This is a genomic window from Bacillus sp. L_1B0_5 (assembly GCF_000836715.1).
In the GTDB taxonomy this organism is placed as follows: domain Bacteria; phylum Bacillota; class Bacilli; order Bacillales; family Bacillaceae_G; genus Bacillus_A; species Bacillus_A thuringiensis_S.
The window spans coordinates 1-16,055 of sequence record NZ_JXIS01000151.1; the positions used below are offsets into that span (position 1 = coordinate 1).

Genomic DNA, 16,055 nt, shown 5'->3' on the forward strand with positions numbered 1-16,055 from the left:
GAAGACTTTCTCCACAGCCTGAAAAAATACTACCTTCCATTTGGAGGTAGTATTTTTTATTTCTTGTAATTAACAAGCAGGTATGAAAGCTGTATTTGTTTATCTTTCATAATGAATTTAACAACAAAATCGAATATTTGACTGTTAATTAAATTTTTCGTCTCAATCAATTACATGAATTAATCTAGAAATGCTTGCTGTAATGCTTTCAGTCCATCGCTGTAAATACCATGAAACAGATTAATTGCTTCTTCATCACTAACTTCAACAGGAGTGAACGTACCAGACCACTCTACTAACGATGTGTTACTTTCAGTACCTTCTTTAACCTGGATTGTAGATAGATAATTAGTGACTGGGAACGGTGCATTCATGATTGAATACGTGTAGTAGCGCTCTTTATCATTGAATACTTCTAAGCGTTCTATAATTGTATCGCCATCTGGATTAGCAAGATGACGTACACGACCGCCTTCAGTTAATTTACTGCTAGGTATATAAGGTAACCAGTCTGGAAGGGAGTTGAAACCTCCGATTAATTGCCATACTTGTTCAGGTGAAGCAAAAATTTCCATAGATGTAGTAGTATGTGCCATATTCATTACGCTCCTTTTCATCCCGGTATTTACGGGTAAATAATCAGTGGGGGATGCTCCCACTGATTAAAGTTACATTATTATTTTACGTTGATTGGTAGTGGTGCATTAGGTGCTACTAGTTTTTGTTCGCGCATTTCTTCCCAGAATGCTGCTGGAATTACTGTGTTTAATGCATTTTGGTCTTCTACAATTCGTTCCGGTTTACTTGCACCAGGAACAACAGCAGCAACTGCTGGATTAGCTAGTGAAAATTGTAGTGCAGCAGCTTTGATGCTGATGTCGTGACGATCTGCAAGAGCTTTCATTTTCTCAACTTTTGCAATAATTTCTGGCGATGCTTTTTGATATTCGAAATGAGCGCCGCCAGCAAGAATACCTGAGCTATATGGGCCACCAACAACAATATCCATATTATGCTTTACAGCTGCAGGCATTACTCGTTGCAATGCACGTTCGTGGTCTAATAATGAATAGCGACCAGCTAATAAGGATATATTTGGTTTCGCTTCTTCTAAATCAAGCATAAGTTCAATTGATTCTACTTTGTTTACTCCAAGCCCCCAGCCCTTAATAACTCCTTCTTCACGTAAACGTGTTAGCGCACGGAATGCTCCTGTTCGAGCAATTTCAAATTGTGAAATCCACGTATCACCATAAAAGTCTTGTGCTAAATCATGAATGAAAACAAAATCTAGACGATCTGTTTTTAGGCGTTTCAAACTTTGCTCGATAGAACGAAGTGTTGCATCTGTGCTATAATCATTGATCATTTTATTTTTGCGACCAAATTCGAAAAGTCCGCCTTTTTCACCTAAATCACGTGCAGATGGATCTTCTAGTTCATCTGAAATCGTTCGACCTACTTTCGTACTTAAAAAGTAATCATCACGATTTCTTTTTGATAGTGCTTCACCAAGACGAATTTCTGCTAAACCAGATCCATAAAGTGGAGCTGTATCAAAGTAACGAACGCCATTCTCCCAAGCAGCGTCCACTGTAGCGATTGCTTCTTCCTCTGGGATATTACGGTACATATTTCCTAGTGGTGCTGTACCAAACCCGATTTTTTCTTTTAGTAATTTACTCATTATAGATATCCTCCTAAAATGTATTTAAAAATTAATTCATCATTGTGAATGGATGTGAAAATGAAAACATGTCATTTCATCGTCTGACAAAATGTATGATAAAAATATTCACTTTAAAGTACAGGTAATTTCTAATACTGCATGACTCACTCAACTCTTACAAATGCTATTATGAAATGTATTTTACATAATGAGAAGTACGTACTTTAAAGTGATATAGATACTTAAAAGTAACACAGGTACTTTTTAGTATCGTACTACTCATCTACTGTTTACGTATGCTATTATGAAACATGTTTAATACAATAAAAAGTACGTACTTTAAGGTGCTATAGATACTTAAAAGTAATATTTAAATCTTTAGCTTAATGGCCTTATAAAATTAATAAAGGAGATTTTTATATGAAAACATACAATATTCCTGTAGAGGCAACTTTAGAGGTTATCGGTGGAAAGTGGAAAGTAGTTATCCTTTGTCATTTAAAGAAAGACAAAAAGAGAACGTGCGAATTAAAACAATTAATGTCTGGTATTACACAAAAGATGTTAACGCAACAATTACGTGAATTAGAAGAAGATGGTGTAATCGAGAGAAAAGTGTATAACCAAGTGCCACCAAAAGTAGAATACTCTTTAACTGATTACGGTCATTCTTTAGATTCTATACTCGATACTCTTTGTAACTGGGGAGAAAATCATCTTGAAAAGAATGGTAACACGTCTATGCTTATAACCGCAGCTGAATAAAGAAAGAAAAAACGAACGAGAATACGTTCGTTTTTTCTTTTTGTATAGAGGGAGATTTTTAAGCAGCATAATTACTTTTTTGTAATATAGGTACTTTTTTGTGCTGTAGGAACTAAAATGTGCCGTATAGAAAATTATTTATTTTTACGTAACAATAGATAAGGAATTTATAAAAAAGGAGAGGAGATCGCGTGAAACAATATAATATACCTATAGAAGCAACTTTAGAAATTATCGGTGGAAAGTGGAAGGTCGTCATTTTATGTCACTTAACGAAAGGGAAGAAGCGAACGAGTGAGTTGCAACGTTTGATTCCTGAAATTTCTGTTAGAATGTTAACGCAGCAACTACGCGAGCTGGAAGAAGATGGTGTGATTACACGTGAAATTTACAAAGAAATTCCCCCTCGAGTAGAATACTCCCTAACCGATTATGGGTGGTCTTTACAAAATGTATTAAATCAATTAACCGCATGGGGAGAACGATGCATAGATAGAAAAAACACAGAAGTTAAGTGAAATCTCTATATGTAATATTGAAAACACCACCTAATGACGAGGTGGTGTTTTTCGTTTTAAAACTTTAGAAAGTTGTTATGATGAAAAGTAAAATTTTTGAGGACCTGTTTCAGTCATGGGTACTTAAAAGTGCCTACATCACTTTAAAGTACGTACTATGCTTCATAATATAACCGTTTTATAATGACACTCGTAGCAAAAAGTCATAACGATTTTAAGCTATGTTCAAAAAGACTTATTAACTAGTATAGTTTTTTGTTCAATTTTTTAGTAGGAGATGTTTTTATGGTTGAAGAACTTTTTTATAAAAAAATACTTAAAAATCTGTTTTCAGATTCAGTTCAAATTACACTTTGGAATGGAGAAACAATACAATATGGCGAAGGGGAACCGCAATTTCATATAACATTCCATAAGCCGCTCTCAAAAAAAGAAATTGCTAAGGATCCTTCTATTGCATTCGGTGAAGCATATATGAATGGGGACCTTGAAATAGAGGGGAATCTTGAAAAAGCAATTCAATCTATTTATAAAAGGCAGGATAGCTTTTTAGGAGATAGTAAGTTGCAATATTTCAAAAGTAAATGGAATTTCTCAAAACAAAAAAATAAAGAACATATTGCTCACCATTATGATATTGGGAACGATTTCTATAAATTATGGCTTGATGAGACAATGACATATTCTTGTGCGTATTTCCAAAATGAACAAGATTCTTTAACGACAGCGCAGCATAATAAAGTGAATCATATTTTGAAAAAGTTGAACCTTCAAAAAGGTGATACGCTATTAGACATCGGTTGTGGGTGGGGTGAACTCATTACAGCTGCCGCTAAACAGTACGGTGTGAAAGCGATGGGAGTAACGTTAAGTGAGGAACAATACGCTAAGACTTCCGAGCGAATTAAACAAGAGGGACTTACGGATTTAGTTGAAGTATCTTTACTTGATTACCGCGATATTAAGAATCGTAAATTTGATAAAATTGTTAGTGTAGGTATGATCGAACATGTAGGAAAAGACAACATTACGCAATACTTTGAAACAGTTAACAAACTACTAAATGATGGCGGGATTTCTCTGCTGCATTGCATTACTTCTCCGGCTAATGGTGGTGCTACGAATGGTTGGATTGAAAAATATATATTCCCTGGTGGGTATGTTCCTGCTGTTAACGAATTAATCACGAACATGACAAACGAACAATTTTTCATTGTTGATGTGGAAAGCTTACGTAGACATTACGGGAATACATTACAACATTGGGCTCGAAATTTTGAAAACGTACTAGAGGAAGTTTGCAAAACGAAAGATGAGCGATTTATCCGCATGTGGCGTTTATATTTAAATGCATGTGCAGCTTCGTTCTTTACAGGTAATATTGATTTACATCAATTTGTATTTACAAAAGGGATTAATGATACAATTCCGATGACACGTTCGTATATGTATGAATAAGAGTATATAACCAATTAGCTCTCAAGTCATTGAGTATAAATAAAATGATGATAGGATATAAGTCTATAACTTAAAGTCGAGATGGGGATCAGAAAATGATTTCTATCTCGACTTTTTAATATATAATTTTAAAATCAAAACTATATACTTTTAAAGATAAAAATATATAATAAATGTAGAAACGAAAATTTATGAGCAAGGAAGTTGAAGAACATGACATTAACAATGGGCTTTATTGGATTTGGAAAATCAGCTAACCGTTATCACCTACCTTATCTGAAGACACGTAAAAATATAAAAGTAAAAACGATTTTTGTACGTCAAATAAATGAAAAATTAGCGACTCCATATGAGGAAAAAGGTGTTTACTTCACTACTGATTTAGACGAATTGTTGAATGACAAAGAAATTCAAGTCGTGACGATTTGTACGCCAGCACATACGCATTATGAATTAGCAAAAAAAGTTATACTAGCCGGAAAATCAGTTATCGTTGAAAAACCATTTTGCGATACAGTAGAACATGCGAAAGAATTATTAGCTTTAGGACGAGAGAAAGGTGTAGTCGTTATGCCTTATCAAAATCGCCGTTTTGATGGTGATTTTTTAGCTGTGAAGCAAGTAGTTGAACAAGGATTCCTTGGTGATATTATTGAGATTGAATCGCATATTGATTATTTCCGTCCTGGTTCAATCACTCATGAAGCTCCAAAAGAAGAAGGTTCATTTTACAGTTTAGGTATTCATACGATGGACCGCATGATTTCACTATTCGGCCGTCCAGATAAGGTGACATACGATATTCGTAATAATGAAATGGAAGGTGCGGTTGATAACTATTTCGATGTTGGTCTACATTACGGAAATCAGTTGAAGATTAAGCTGAAAACGAACCATGTCGTAGCAAAAGATTATCCACGCTTTATCGTTCATGGAACAAATGGATCATTTATTAAATACGGTGAAGATCAGCAGGAAAATGATTTGAAAGCGGGTATTATGCCTGAGAGTGCAGGATTTGGTGAAGATTCACCGATGTACTATGGAGTTGCTAAGTATCGTAATGCAAATGGTGACTGGATTGAAAAACAAATTAAAACGCCGCTTGGTGATTACGGTCGTTTCTATGATGCAGCTTATGACACAATTGTAAATGGTGCACCAAAACTTGTGAAAGATGAAGAAGCGGTAACGAATATTGAAATCTTAGAAAATGGATTTGCTGCCCCATCACCTTCAGTCTACAAACTTGAGGCTTTACATTTGAATGAATAGAAGCGAGTATGCAGTATAAAGGAGGTATGGAAATGGCAAGCGGATCAACACAAGTAAAATACCTCGGCATTTATCAAAAGATTAAACAACAAATTTTAGACGGTGAATATAAAATCAATGAAAAAATTCCGAGTAGCCCCGTCCTTGCTGAAGAATTTGATGTTTCAGCACTTACTATTAAAAAAGCGCTGGATCTGTTAGTAAGAGACGGCTACATCATCCGCCGGCGCGGAAGTGGAACAGTGGTGCAAGATTGGCGTCAGCAGGAAAAGGCACGAATGATTCAAACTTTAACAGGTACGAAAGCTGTTTACGGCAGTGAGGTAGAAAGTAAAATTATCGAGTTTGCGATTGTTGGTGCTGATGAAGTAGTTGCTGAGAAATTGGGAGTTTCAATCGGTGATTTCGTCTATAAAATCATTCGCCTCCGCATCATTCACAGCATTCCGACGATTATGGAGCATACATGGATGCCAATCTCGGTTATCCCAGGTGTTGAGGCTTCTGTTTTAGAGGAGTCGATATACTCACATATTCAAAATAAACTTGGTTTTGAAGTAGGGACATCTGTTGTCAGAGTTAAAGGAATTCGCCCAGATGATAGGGAAAAGCAGTTTATGAATTTAACAAATCAGGATTTCTTAATGAGAGTTGAACAAGTGGCCTACTTAACGGATGGACGAACCTTCGAATACTCTTATGCCGATCATCTGCCAGAAACCTTTGAATTTGAAACAGTCATTACGGCAAAAAAGTTATAAAGAGTCATAAAAAACAGGTTGAGGCAAATATTGTCTCAACCTGTTTTATGTCTTCAATATAATTTACACGTACAGTTATTATTCATCGGCTGTAATCAGCATGGATGTGTTCCCGTTTTTTTCAAGATGATTTTCTCCCCAAGCACAAAGTGAATCGAGTATAGTTCCTAAAGACGAACCGTAATCCGTTAAAGAGTACTCTACTTTCGGTGGTACTTGGTCATATACTTTCCTTTGGATTACACCATCTTCTTCTAGTTCCCGTAATTGTTGTGTTAACATTTTTTGCGTAATACCAGGCATTAATCGTTTTAATTCACTCGTTCTTTTTGTTCCTTTTTTTAAATGACAAAGGATAACAACTTTCCACTTTCCGCCAATAACTTCTAAAGTCGCCTCTACAGGAATATTGTATGTTTTCATAAAAAAACCTCCTTTGATGAGTTTAGATTTCCGTTTTGGGGTTACATATGTTTTCGTGCCAAAATTATTACTTTTTAGTGCCTATAACACTTTAAAGTGCGTACTTTTTATTATGTTAAATATATTTCATAATAGCACATGTAAGCAAGAAATGAATAAAATGTACTTTAAAGTACATTGGGAATTGGTTAGCGTAACACTATGGGGACATTCATATAAAACAAATAATTTGTTACGTTCAATAGAATATATCCAAGACTTAACATTTGATTAATAGAACTGTAAAGTTTAAAATTACAGTATAGTTTTTAGAAGTGAGTTGTTATCGTCTGTAAAATGTAGATAAATGAAATATTCCCGAAAAAATAATATTATGTGTATTTGATTCTAAACTGTAATTTTTTTTAATACATTTCAATAACCGATACTTAAAATGTACGTTTAATAACATTAAAGGAGTGAGTTAAATATGGTACTTCTATATACAACAGCAAGCTGTGGTTCATGCCGAAAAGCGAAAGCATGGCTTGAAGAGCATCAAATTGATTATATTGAAAAAAACATCGTATCAAATTCTATGACAGTTGATGAGCTTAAATCAATTCTTCGTTTAACTGAAGAGGGGGCTACTGAAATTATTTCAACTAGATCCAAAACTTTTCAGGACTTAAATATAAATATTGAGGAGCTCTCGCTTAATGAATTTTATACATTAATAATTGAGCATCCACTAATGTTACGTCGCCCGATTATGCTGGACGAAAAAAGATTGCAGATTGGTTTTAATGAGGAAGAAATCCGCAAATTTTTACCACGTAGCGTCCGAACATTTTTAAGCATTGAATTACAAAAGTTGGCTAATTAAAAAATAATATTTCTTACGGAAAATTTTCTTGAAAGGAGGAAGCAGAAGATGATTGAAGTATGTGTTACAGTTAATTATAATGATAGAAATTATCAAACAAATGTTATTGTGAGTAAAGATACGATTTGGACAAAAATTAAACAACTGGCAGAAGAACAAGTGAAGAAACAGTGGAGTGTTTAATTTTATTTTCAACTTAAAAAGCTAAATGAAGTTATCGGATATAGGTGAGACCGGATAGAATATAAAGGAATTAATTTTTTTATGGTAAGAAGTATTCTATATGTTTTAACGTTCTAACCAATCTGTAATATTTATGGCTACAGTATGTTAATATATGAGAAACAATATTTTTAATCGTAGGAGGAAAATCATGAACAGCGACTTTACCTTGGCCATTCACAGTTTAACTTATTTAGCTTTACAGCCAGACCGGATGTCAACAAGTAATGCTATTTCAGAAAGTGCAGGTGTACATCCAGTACGTATTCGTAAAGTGCTAAGTTTGTTAAAAAAACATAAATTTATACAATCAAAAGAGGGAACTGGTGGAGGTTTTATTTTTGCTCGCGATTTAGATGAAATTAATCTTTGGCATATTTATCAGATAACCTCTGAAGGTGCTTTGCAGCCGAAGTGTCCGGAATCAAACAATCAGTGTGTTGTAGGTTCGAACATGCGAAAAGTTCTTTTCGCTATTTTCTTAGGTGCTGAAGAACATCTAGGTGAATACTTAAAGAATTATACAATGAAAGAAGTTGTTGACCTTATCAATCAAGAGCGTTAAGCGGCTTAATTATTATATAGCCGTGAGTTCTTAACACTTAAATGTAATGAAAAATATTACAGTATGATTTGTTTTTATATCTTTTTTATCGTCACAAAAAATATTTATAGGAAGGTGAAACGGTATGATGTCAAATAATAATCATGTTTTAAAAGTAGGAGATTGGGTTCGTGGAATATCAAATGAAGGTGAATTAATAGTTGGTTATATTGTATCACTTGATGATGTAGAGGATATAGTTACAGTTAGTATTGTGAAACGTGACGGCCAGTACACAATAAACGAAGCGATTTTACTCTTTAGTAAACACGTTAACAAACTCCCTGAATCAAAGGTAATAAATAAGGAACAAATCCTTTATCTTATAGATCTTGCATTATTAACAGGGGATGAAGAATGGTTTATCGAGCTTTCTTCAAAATTAAACTCGATAAACGAGCTAGTTAATGGGGGAGTTTAATTTTTTAGCCTATGCCCTAATCAATAATATCCTCTCTTTTGTTGCATCTTAATAAAAGAGAGGATTGATGTTATGAAAATAAGATTAACAATGGTTAGCGTCATATGTCTGTTTAGTTTTTTATTACCCTGCATTTCTGCTCAAGCAATTGTAAAAAAGGAAAATGATATAAACAGAAATTTTAGCATAGATTTAACCGGTTATGAACTTTATTCGTTTGGTGACTTTAACCAATTAGATTATAAGATAACGCCACTTACTCAGTTGTTTTTAGGGATAGTGCAAACAGAAGGTGAGTGGATTAATGAGCCACGATTATATACTAAGGGAAATAAAGGTTATTTTCATCTTTTGAAAGCGGACGGTACGAATGTTCTTTATACCGTTGAAAAGAGCGGGGATTTTTGGAGGATTATAGATGTAAAAAGAAAGAAAATCAACAGAATACCTGTACCAAAAAAACTTTTAAAAGAAGTAGTAATTGAGCTCTTATTGGAGCCGATAAGCAAAGAGGTTGAAAACTATTATAAGGAACCAAAACTTTGGTATCGAGGTTCTGAAAAAATACTTGAAATAAAAAAAGATACAACAAACTATACTTTTTATGTAACTGTTCAAATTCAAACTTTTGAGGGTGCACACAATCCGCCTTATGGAGAGGACACAATTACTTTTCGCATAAAAGGAAATGATCTAAAAACGATTCATTACAAACATAGAGATATCTCTGAAGAAGAGTCGAACAAACTAGAATTAAGATGACATTGAAGTGATTTGTTTGTGAATCCTTGATAACGATAATTATGTAAATGAGCTGTCCATATGGGGCAGTTTTTTTGTTTTTTGCTCAGTGTAGTTTTTTAAAAGTGTATATGAATTCAATATTGATAATATATATCCTAAAAATTGGTTTTTGTATTTTGTGAATCTTTTCTTTTTGCCTACATTAATTATTTATTAGAATATCTTTTATGTTTAAAATAAATTTTTTTGATAAAAGGGGATATAAGTATTTTTAGAATGAGTCACCTAGAAAGACAATGTATAATTGTATATTTTTACTAACTAATTTAGCTTTACGCGATAAAAACAATGGCTACATGCTAACTGTAAAATATTATCCATATAAAATTATTCCGCTTTAATATTTCTGAAAATATAAAAATATTAATTTTATAAATATACACGTTATAATGAGGGCGTCGAGAGAAATTTTATTATCTCTGGAGAAAATATAAAAAATGCGATTCTTAGTAAGAAAGGTGTGTGATTAGAGGCGAAATGTATGTAATGTGCTTCAGTGGCTTGTGTAAGCAATATCATCAGTGCTACCGAAGTTATGAAAGTAATGTATAGAATTGAGAAAGAAATGCCTCGCAAATGAAGAGAGGCCGGTTTAGCTAAAATTACTGTTAAAAGTAAAAAAGAGAAACCATTAAAGTAATACACTGTTATTAGAAATGTTGCAACGTATTTATGAAGTCTATTCTATATTGTTCTCTTAAGGGGTCTTTATATAAAGAGCGGATACTTTGAGTAAACTTTTTTGTGAACGCTAACAATTATATTAGGACGCTAACTAGCGAATGTTTCAATTTGGATTCATTATGATGAAGGACATACAATGTGGGGCAACTTGTAAGGAATTCATTTTCCGAAAAGGGAATATTTGTTAGATGCAAAGAGAGATGTAGGAATAGATACAAGGGGGAGTTATTATATGAACGGGAATACTGCAAAGAAAATAGAAGTTCAAGCTGAAAATACCGCACTAAAAAATGAGCAATATGCAGATCCGAAAAAGTGGCATAAGCAGGATACTACATGGGCACTCAGTCTATTTGGAACTGCAATTGGAGCAGGGGTGCTCTTTTTACCGATTAATGCAGGTTCAGGTGGTTTATTATCTTTACTACTAATTACATTACTTGCATATCCAGTTATGTACTACTCACATAGGGCGCTTGCTAAAATGATATACGCTTCTAATTCTGCTGATGAGGGGATCACAGGTACAATTAGAGAGTATTTCGGAAATAAAGCGAGTATCATTTTTAACATCGTATATTTCGGTTCAATTTATACAATCGTACTAATGTATTCGGTTGCGCTTACAAATACTGCAAGTAGTTTTATCGTGCATCAATTGCACATGCCAGAGCCTCCAAGGGCTATTTTATCACTTGTATTAGTTCTTGGTCTTATCGCTATACTGAATTTTGGTCAAGATATTACTGTAAAGATCATGAGTATGCTAGTGTATCCTTTCATAGTTTCTCTACTTTTTATCGCAATATCTTTAATTCCACAGTGGAATACGTCAATGCTTAGTTTTTCAGCTGTTTCAACTGCTTCAACAGGAACAGGCTATTTTGGGACGATATTGATGATTCTACCAATCATCGTATTCTCATTTAATCATTCACCTATGATTTCATCATTTGTTGTGAAACAGAGAGCTACGTATGGAATCGAAGCCACTGATGCTAAATGTGCGCAAATACAAAAGGTTTGTTATATCATGACATTCGCTGTTGTTATGTTCTTCGTTTGGAGTAGCGCATTGAGCTTGACTCCAGATGATATAAAAATGGCAAAAGAACAAAACTTATCAATCCTTTCATATCTTGCTAATGAGCTTAATTCGCCTGTAATCACTATTGCAGCTCCAATTATTGCTTTTGTGGCTATTACAAAGTCTTTCCTTGGCCATTATATAGGAGCATTCGAAGTAATGCGTGACATGATTATTAAGTTCGGTAAATCACGTGGAAAAGATATTGAAGAAAAAACAATTAAGACAATAATCCTTACTTTTGTTGTATTATCATGCTGGTTTGTTGCTTATACAAATCCGAGTATTCTTGGACTTATTGATTCTCTAAGCGGTCCTTTAGTTGCTGCTATCTTATGTCTATTACCGATGTATGCGATTCAAAAAGTACCAGTACTAGCTAAATACAAAGGGAAAATGAGTAACGTATTTGTTATTATTGTAGGTATACTTACAGTTTTAGCAAGTATTAAGTCATTATTCTAATTCACTACTGTTGGTTTTAGTATCAAAATAGTTGGATCTGAGAAAATAAGGAGCAAGTTTTGAATAGTTTTTTTCAAAACTTGCTCTTAAAATATTCTAAGGAATTAATTTTACAAATAAGTTTATTCATATTAGTCATCTAGCGTTTTGGTCATATATTCATCCAATATTATCAAGACCTAAAACAAAAAAATTTAAATATCAAGCGCCTAACGTATTATATATTCCTAATATGTTAGGCGCTTTTATTTTGGATAATAAATTTTGAACCTAAATTTGAATAGTATATTTCTCTATTTGATGCTTATTTAATATTGTAAAATTTGTATTGAAAATTCGAGGTTTTAAAAGTATCATATACATATTCAAACATTTGAAGATGTATATGATACTTTTTGAAATTGAGGAAAAGTAACGGAGGGATTTCAATGGGAAACGAAATGCAACAATTTAAAGCAGATTTCTTTAAAGCCTTAGCACACCCTTTGCGAATAGGTATCTTAGAATTATTGTCAGAAGGTGAAAAAAGCGTAAACGAAATTCAAGATATTCTAAATAAGGAAGGTTCAGCTATTTCTCAGCAATTAAGTGTACTACGTTCAAAAAACATTGTTGTTGGTAGAAAAGATGGAAAAAGAGTTTTATATTCTTTACGAGACCCTATTATTGTGGATTTATTGGTGGTTGCACGGAAGATTTTTAACAACCATTTAATCGATACGATTTCAATGTTAGAAGAGCTAGATGGAGCAGAAAGTGAAATGATGGCTAAGGAGGGATAGGTTGAGTATTGAGGTTAAGAAAGAAGATATCATCCAACATGGAATTGAAACATTTCGCTCATTAGGAGCTCATTACGTTTGTGAAGTTTGTATAAAAAGTGGAAATTCTTGTTGTTTTTCATGCCAACATTTACAAGATGGAGTTGGATGTCGAAAAAGAAATACTGCTTGTACAGCTTGGTTATGTGGAATTCAAGGTTTTTTATTTGATCAAATAGGATTACTGGATGAATGGAATCGTTTTTGGAGTGAAATTCCAGGACAAATGTTTCGTAGAGATATTACTCCAGATAAGGTAAGGATTAGATCGTTTATTGATACAAAGAAGCTAGATAGTCGAGCCGGAGAACGTTTAGCAGAAAGATTGAAATCCTATGTACAACAAGGTGGAGATATAGGTGAATTGGAGTGTCATTTAAGTAAAACATATAGTAAATATTAGGGTGTTTTTTATTTTTGTGAAAAGGACAATTTTCTGTATAAGGGACCGAGAAATACATTTGTAATCCAGATCTATTAAAAATAGAAAAGAAGGGTTTGTAATGAGAAAGTTATTTACAGGAAGGTTTGAAGGATATTCATTAGCACATTTTCAAAAGGATCTTCTTTCAGGAATGATTGTTGGAGTTGTTGCGATTCCACTTGCTATGTCTTTTGCTATAGCCTCTGGTGTTAAGCCAGAGTATGGGATTTATACAACCTGTATTGCTGGAATACTCATTTCACTGTTTGGTGGTTCGAAGTATCAAATTGGAGGACCTACAGGTGCTTTTGTTCCGATTCTTTTAGGAGTTGTAATTACCTATGGATACGAAAATTTACTACTCGCGGGTTTGTTAGCTGGAATTATTTTATGTCTTATGGGAATCTTCAAACTAGGCTCTTTAATTAAGTTTATTCCACGTCCTGTAACAATTGGTTTTACTTCAGGTATTGCTGTTATTATCTTTACGGGACAAATTGCTAGTTTTTTAGGTTTAACAGGTATAAAAAAGCATGAGGAATTTCTAGCAAATTTGAAGGAACTCTTCACTCATATCAGTACTACCAATTTTTATAGTGTTATAACTGCTTTGATTTGCTTTTTTGTTATACTCATAACACCAAAGATTTTACCAAAAGTACCTGGTTCATTAGTAGGTGTTGTTATTTCAACTGTAATTGCAACTGTATTTTTCTCAGGTCATGTACCTACTATTGGTACAGCATATGGCACGATTACAAATACACTTCCTCAGTTTGATATACCAGAAATCACATTAGAACGTATAAAACAGTTAATTGGTCCTGCATTTGTTATTGCGATGCTCGGTGGAATTGAGTCGCTTTTATCCGCTGTCGTGGCAGATGGTATGACAAATAGTAAACACAACAGTAACAAAGAGCTTGTCGGTCAGGGGATTGCAAATATTGTTACCCCGTTATTTGGCGGAATTCCAGCGACTGGAGCAATTGCTCGTACAGCGACTAATATTAAGAGTGGGGCTGTATCTCCGATGTCGGGTATTATTCATGGGGGATTTGTGTTATTGACACTTTTACTGTTAGCTCCATATGCTTCACATATTCCTCTTGCTAGTATGGCTCCCATTTTAATGGTGGTAGCTTGGAATATGAGCGAACAAAAACATTTTTATCACATACTCAAAATGAAGACAGGAGATTCCCTTGTATTACTAGTAACATTTTTACTTACTGTATTTACTAGTTTAACAACAGCTGTGGAGATCGGTCTTATTTTAGCTGTTATTTTGTTTACAAAACGTATGAGTAATATGCTTGTTATATCTAAAGTGCTTCCTGATCATACAAAAAAGAATGAAAAATTGTTATCGCATGTGGTAAATAAAGCTCATGATTGTCCACAAATTAGTATTTATACAATAGAAGGCCCATTATTCTTTGGGGCTGCTCAAACATTTGAACAAAATATTTTAGCGACTATTCATTATAAACCTAAAGTTTTAATTTTACGTATGGGAAAAGTTCCTTTTATTGATACCACAGGAGAGTCTTACTTTAGGAATATTGTTCAGCACTTCAAAAAACAAGGTGGCGTACTTCTTATTTCTGGAATTCAATCAGAGCTAAAAGCCAATCTAGATAAGAATGGATTGTACGCTGAGATTGGGAAAGAAAACTTTTTTGATCATACAGGGGAAGCAATTAATTGTGCTTTAGGACATCTGAATACAAAAAAATGTATAGGGTGTAAGCATTTTGCTTTTCATGAGTGTACAGGGCTTTCTCAGCAATCGCAGGAAATCAATACAATAAAGAATAAAGTAAATGCATTAGATTTTTAAAAATTTCACTTCACATACAAAGTTTGTTTGATTTAATCTACTTTTTCATCATTTTATTAAAAAATAGAGAAGAAGAAAGTTTGCTTTGGAGAATGTGGAGAAGATTTTTTACAAGGTGTGAACAAGTAGTTTTTTTATACATTCAACAAATAAGTATCAAACAGTAAGAAGAGAATATTTTCCGTATATTTAAACGGAAAAGGGAAATTAAAAATAATATTTATTTAATAGAATACACGAAAACGAGTGGAGGAAATAAAAATATGTCTAATTTACCAAATTGTCCAAAATGTAATTCAGAATACACTTACGAAGATGGGAATCTTTTTGTTTGTCCAGAATGTGCTCATGAGTGGACTTTAGAATTAGAAGCTGAAAATAGTGAAGATACAAAAGTAATTAAAGATGCAAATGGAAATATTTTAAACGATGGTGATTCTGTAACAGTAATTAAAGATCTTAAAGTAAAAGGAACTTCATCAGTTGTAAAAATTGGTACAAAAGTAAAGAGTATCCGATTAGTTGATGGAGATCATGATATTGATTGTAAAATTGATGGTTTTGGAGCTATGAAATTAAAATCTGAATTTGTTAAAAAGGTATAAATACAATTTTGTTACATCAAAATTAGTTTGAAGTTAATGAATATACACTGTTTTTCAGCTGTACCCCGTGCCCAACAACTTAAGAATTTCGAATTACCTTGAAATGATAAAGTGAACTTTTGGTTATGATTCAGCAGATTTTTTTGGGGAGTACCATGAAATTTTAGCTTGCTAGCAATATAGTACAGCCGAAATATTTGAAATAGCTATAAGACTATTCTTTCGATGGTATGATGAAAGATGTGGAAAAGGAATAGGTGTCAATCAGACCTCAATATTAACCTTCACTATTAGCAACAAAAAACCACCTCTCATTGAAGTGAACCCTGAAAACGGGACAC

18 protein-coding genes are annotated in these 16,055 nt (G+C 33.4%); 15 read left to right on the plus strand and 3 right to left on the minus strand.

The window, feature by feature from the left end:
* Positions 1-179: 179 nt before the first annotated feature.
* Both RT27_RS30415 and RT27_RS30420 read right to left on the minus strand, forming a co-directional pair.
* On the minus strand, positions 180-596 hold the full coding sequence (locus RT27_RS30415; protein ID WP_016080843.1) for an SRPBCC family protein: 417 nt from the start codon (positions 594-596) through the stop codon (positions 180-182).
* 80 nt (positions 597-676) lie between these two features.
* Complete coding sequence (locus tag RT27_RS30420) at positions 677-1,687, minus strand: aldo/keto reductase (protein ID WP_029442873.1); 1,011 nt, start codon at positions 1,685-1,687, stop codon at positions 677-679.
* A gap of 402 nt (positions 1,688-2,089) precedes the next feature.
* Between RT27_RS30420 and RT27_RS30425 the strand changes: the two genes are divergently transcribed.
* From RT27_RS30425 to RT27_RS30445, 5 genes are all read left to right on the plus strand, one after another.
* Positions 2,090-2,434: a winged helix-turn-helix transcriptional regulator gene (locus tag RT27_RS30425; protein ID WP_000860820.1), complete on the plus strand. Its 345-nt coding sequence runs from the start codon at positions 2,090-2,092 to the stop codon at positions 2,432-2,434.
* A 191-nt stretch (positions 2,435-2,625) separates the two neighbouring features.
* Positions 2,626-2,952 (plus strand): helix-turn-helix domain-containing protein, encoded by a 327-nt coding sequence (locus tag RT27_RS30430; RefSeq protein WP_029442872.1) that lies wholly within the window; start codon positions 2,626-2,628, stop codon positions 2,950-2,952.
* Between the two features lie 285 nt (positions 2,953-3,237).
* Positions 3,238-4,410, plus strand: coding sequence for a cyclopropane-fatty-acyl-phospholipid synthase (locus RT27_RS30435; protein WP_016080847.1), 1,173 nt, complete (start codon positions 3,238-3,240; stop codon positions 4,408-4,410).
* A gap of 213 nt (positions 4,411-4,623) precedes the next feature.
* Complete coding sequence (locus RT27_RS30440) at positions 4,624-5,685, plus strand: oxidoreductase (protein WP_043938893.1); 1,062 nt, start codon at positions 4,624-4,626, stop codon at positions 5,683-5,685.
* A 32-nt stretch (positions 5,686-5,717) separates the two neighbouring features.
* Positions 5,718-6,446 (plus strand): GntR family transcriptional regulator, encoded by a 729-nt coding sequence (locus RT27_RS30445; RefSeq protein WP_016080849.1) that lies wholly within the window; start codon positions 5,718-5,720, stop codon positions 6,444-6,446.
* 78 nt (positions 6,447-6,524) lie between these two features.
* Here RT27_RS30445 and RT27_RS30450 read toward each other — a convergent pair whose 3' ends face one another.
* A complete protein-coding gene (locus tag RT27_RS30450) occupies positions 6,525-6,869 on the minus strand; it encodes a helix-turn-helix domain-containing protein (RefSeq protein ID WP_016080850.1) in 345 nt (114 codons plus the stop codon).
* Between the two features lie 469 nt (positions 6,870-7,338).
* Between RT27_RS30450 and spxA the strand changes: the two genes are divergently transcribed.
* From spxA to RT27_RS30505, 10 genes are all read left to right on the plus strand, one after another.
* Positions 7,339-7,734 carry a transcriptional regulator SpxA gene (spxA, locus tag RT27_RS30460; protein ID WP_043938894.1) on the plus strand — a complete coding sequence of 132 codons (396 nt, stop codon included), beginning with the start codon at positions 7,339-7,341 and terminating at the stop codon, positions 7,732-7,734.
* Between the two features lie 48 nt (positions 7,735-7,782).
* Positions 7,783-7,917: a BA3454 family stress response protein gene (locus tag RT27_RS30465; protein WP_000573532.1), complete on the plus strand. Its 135-nt coding sequence runs from the start codon at positions 7,783-7,785 to the stop codon at positions 7,915-7,917.
* A 190-nt stretch (positions 7,918-8,107) separates the two neighbouring features.
* On the plus strand, positions 8,108-8,521 hold the full coding sequence (gene saiR, locus RT27_RS30470; RefSeq protein WP_001083465.1) for an Rrf2-family transcriptional regulator SaiR: 414 nt from the start codon (positions 8,108-8,110) through the stop codon (positions 8,519-8,521).
* A 124-nt stretch (positions 8,522-8,645) separates the two neighbouring features.
* Positions 8,646-8,981: an IDEAL domain-containing protein gene (locus RT27_RS30475; RefSeq protein WP_000987464.1), complete on the plus strand. Its 336-nt coding sequence runs from the start codon at positions 8,646-8,648 to the stop codon at positions 8,979-8,981.
* A 72-nt stretch (positions 8,982-9,053) separates the two neighbouring features.
* Positions 9,054-9,743: a DUF3888 domain-containing protein gene (locus RT27_RS30480; protein ID WP_043938896.1), complete on the plus strand. Its 690-nt coding sequence runs from the start codon at positions 9,054-9,056 to the stop codon at positions 9,741-9,743.
* A gap of 958 nt (positions 9,744-10,701) precedes the next feature.
* Entirely contained in the window at positions 10,702-12,021 is a 1,320-nt protein-coding gene (locus RT27_RS30485) for an aromatic amino acid transport family protein (protein WP_029442867.1), read from the plus strand.
* Positions 12,022-12,449: 428 nt separating this feature from the next.
* Complete coding sequence (locus tag RT27_RS30490) at positions 12,450-12,803, plus strand: metalloregulator ArsR/SmtB family transcription factor (RefSeq protein WP_016080855.1); 354 nt, start codon at positions 12,450-12,452, stop codon at positions 12,801-12,803.
* A 1-nt stretch (position 12,804) separates the two neighbouring features.
* Positions 12,805-13,245: a hypothetical protein gene (locus RT27_RS30495; RefSeq protein WP_000021461.1), complete on the plus strand. Its 441-nt coding sequence runs from the start codon at positions 12,805-12,807 to the stop codon at positions 13,243-13,245.
* 100 nt (positions 13,246-13,345) lie between these two features.
* Positions 13,346-15,109: a sulfate permease gene (sulP, locus tag RT27_RS30500; RefSeq protein WP_029442866.1), complete on the plus strand. Its 1,764-nt coding sequence runs from the start codon at positions 13,346-13,348 to the stop codon at positions 15,107-15,109.
* 263 nt (positions 15,110-15,372) lie between these two features.
* Positions 15,373-15,714: a zinc ribbon domain-containing protein YjdM gene (locus RT27_RS30505; protein WP_000067658.1), complete on the plus strand. Its 342-nt coding sequence runs from the start codon at positions 15,373-15,375 to the stop codon at positions 15,712-15,714.
* Positions 15,715-16,055 lie beyond the last annotated feature (341 nt).

Coding starts and splice junctions, on each gene's coding strand:
- RT27_RS30415 (WP_016080843.1), bottom strand. CDS start 596: ATGGCACATACTACTACATCTATGGAAATTTTTGCTTCACCTGAACAA.
- RT27_RS30420 (WP_029442873.1), bottom strand. CDS start 1,687: ATGAGTAAATTACTAAAAGAAAAAATCGGGTTTGGTACAGCACCACTA.
- RT27_RS30425 (WP_000860820.1), top strand. CDS start 2,090: ATGAAAACATACAATATTCCTGTAGAGGCAACTTTAGAGGTTATCGGT.
- RT27_RS30435 (WP_016080847.1), top strand. CDS start 3,238: ATGGTTGAAGAACTTTTTTATAAAAAAATACTTAAAAATCTGTTTTCA.
- RT27_RS30440 (WP_043938893.1), top strand. CDS start 4,624: ATGACATTAACAATGGGCTTTATTGGATTTGGAAAATCAGCTAACCGT.
- RT27_RS30445 (WP_016080849.1), top strand. CDS start 5,718: ATGGCAAGCGGATCAACACAAGTAAAATACCTCGGCATTTATCAAAAG.
- RT27_RS30450 (WP_016080850.1), bottom strand. CDS start 6,869: ATGAAAACATACAATATTCCTGTAGAGGCGACTTTAGAAGTTATTGGC.
- spxA (WP_043938894.1), top strand. CDS start 7,339: ATGGTACTTCTATATACAACAGCAAGCTGTGGTTCATGCCGAAAAGCG.
- RT27_RS30465 (WP_000573532.1), top strand. CDS start 7,783: ATGATTGAAGTATGTGTTACAGTTAATTATAATGATAGAAATTATCAA.
- saiR (WP_001083465.1), top strand. CDS start 8,108: ATGAACAGCGACTTTACCTTGGCCATTCACAGTTTAACTTATTTAGCT.
- RT27_RS30475 (WP_000987464.1), top strand. CDS start 8,646: ATGATGTCAAATAATAATCATGTTTTAAAAGTAGGAGATTGGGTTCGT.
- RT27_RS30480 (WP_043938896.1), top strand. CDS start 9,054: ATGAAAATAAGATTAACAATGGTTAGCGTCATATGTCTGTTTAGTTTT.
- RT27_RS30485 (WP_029442867.1), top strand. CDS start 10,702: ATGAACGGGAATACTGCAAAGAAAATAGAAGTTCAAGCTGAAAATACC.
- RT27_RS30490 (WP_016080855.1), top strand. CDS start 12,450: ATGGGAAACGAAATGCAACAATTTAAAGCAGATTTCTTTAAAGCCTTA.
- sulP (WP_029442866.1), top strand. CDS start 13,346: ATGAGAAAGTTATTTACAGGAAGGTTTGAAGGATATTCATTAGCACAT.
- RT27_RS30505 (WP_000067658.1), top strand. CDS start 15,373: ATGTCTAATTTACCAAATTGTCCAAAATGTAATTCAGAATACACTTAC.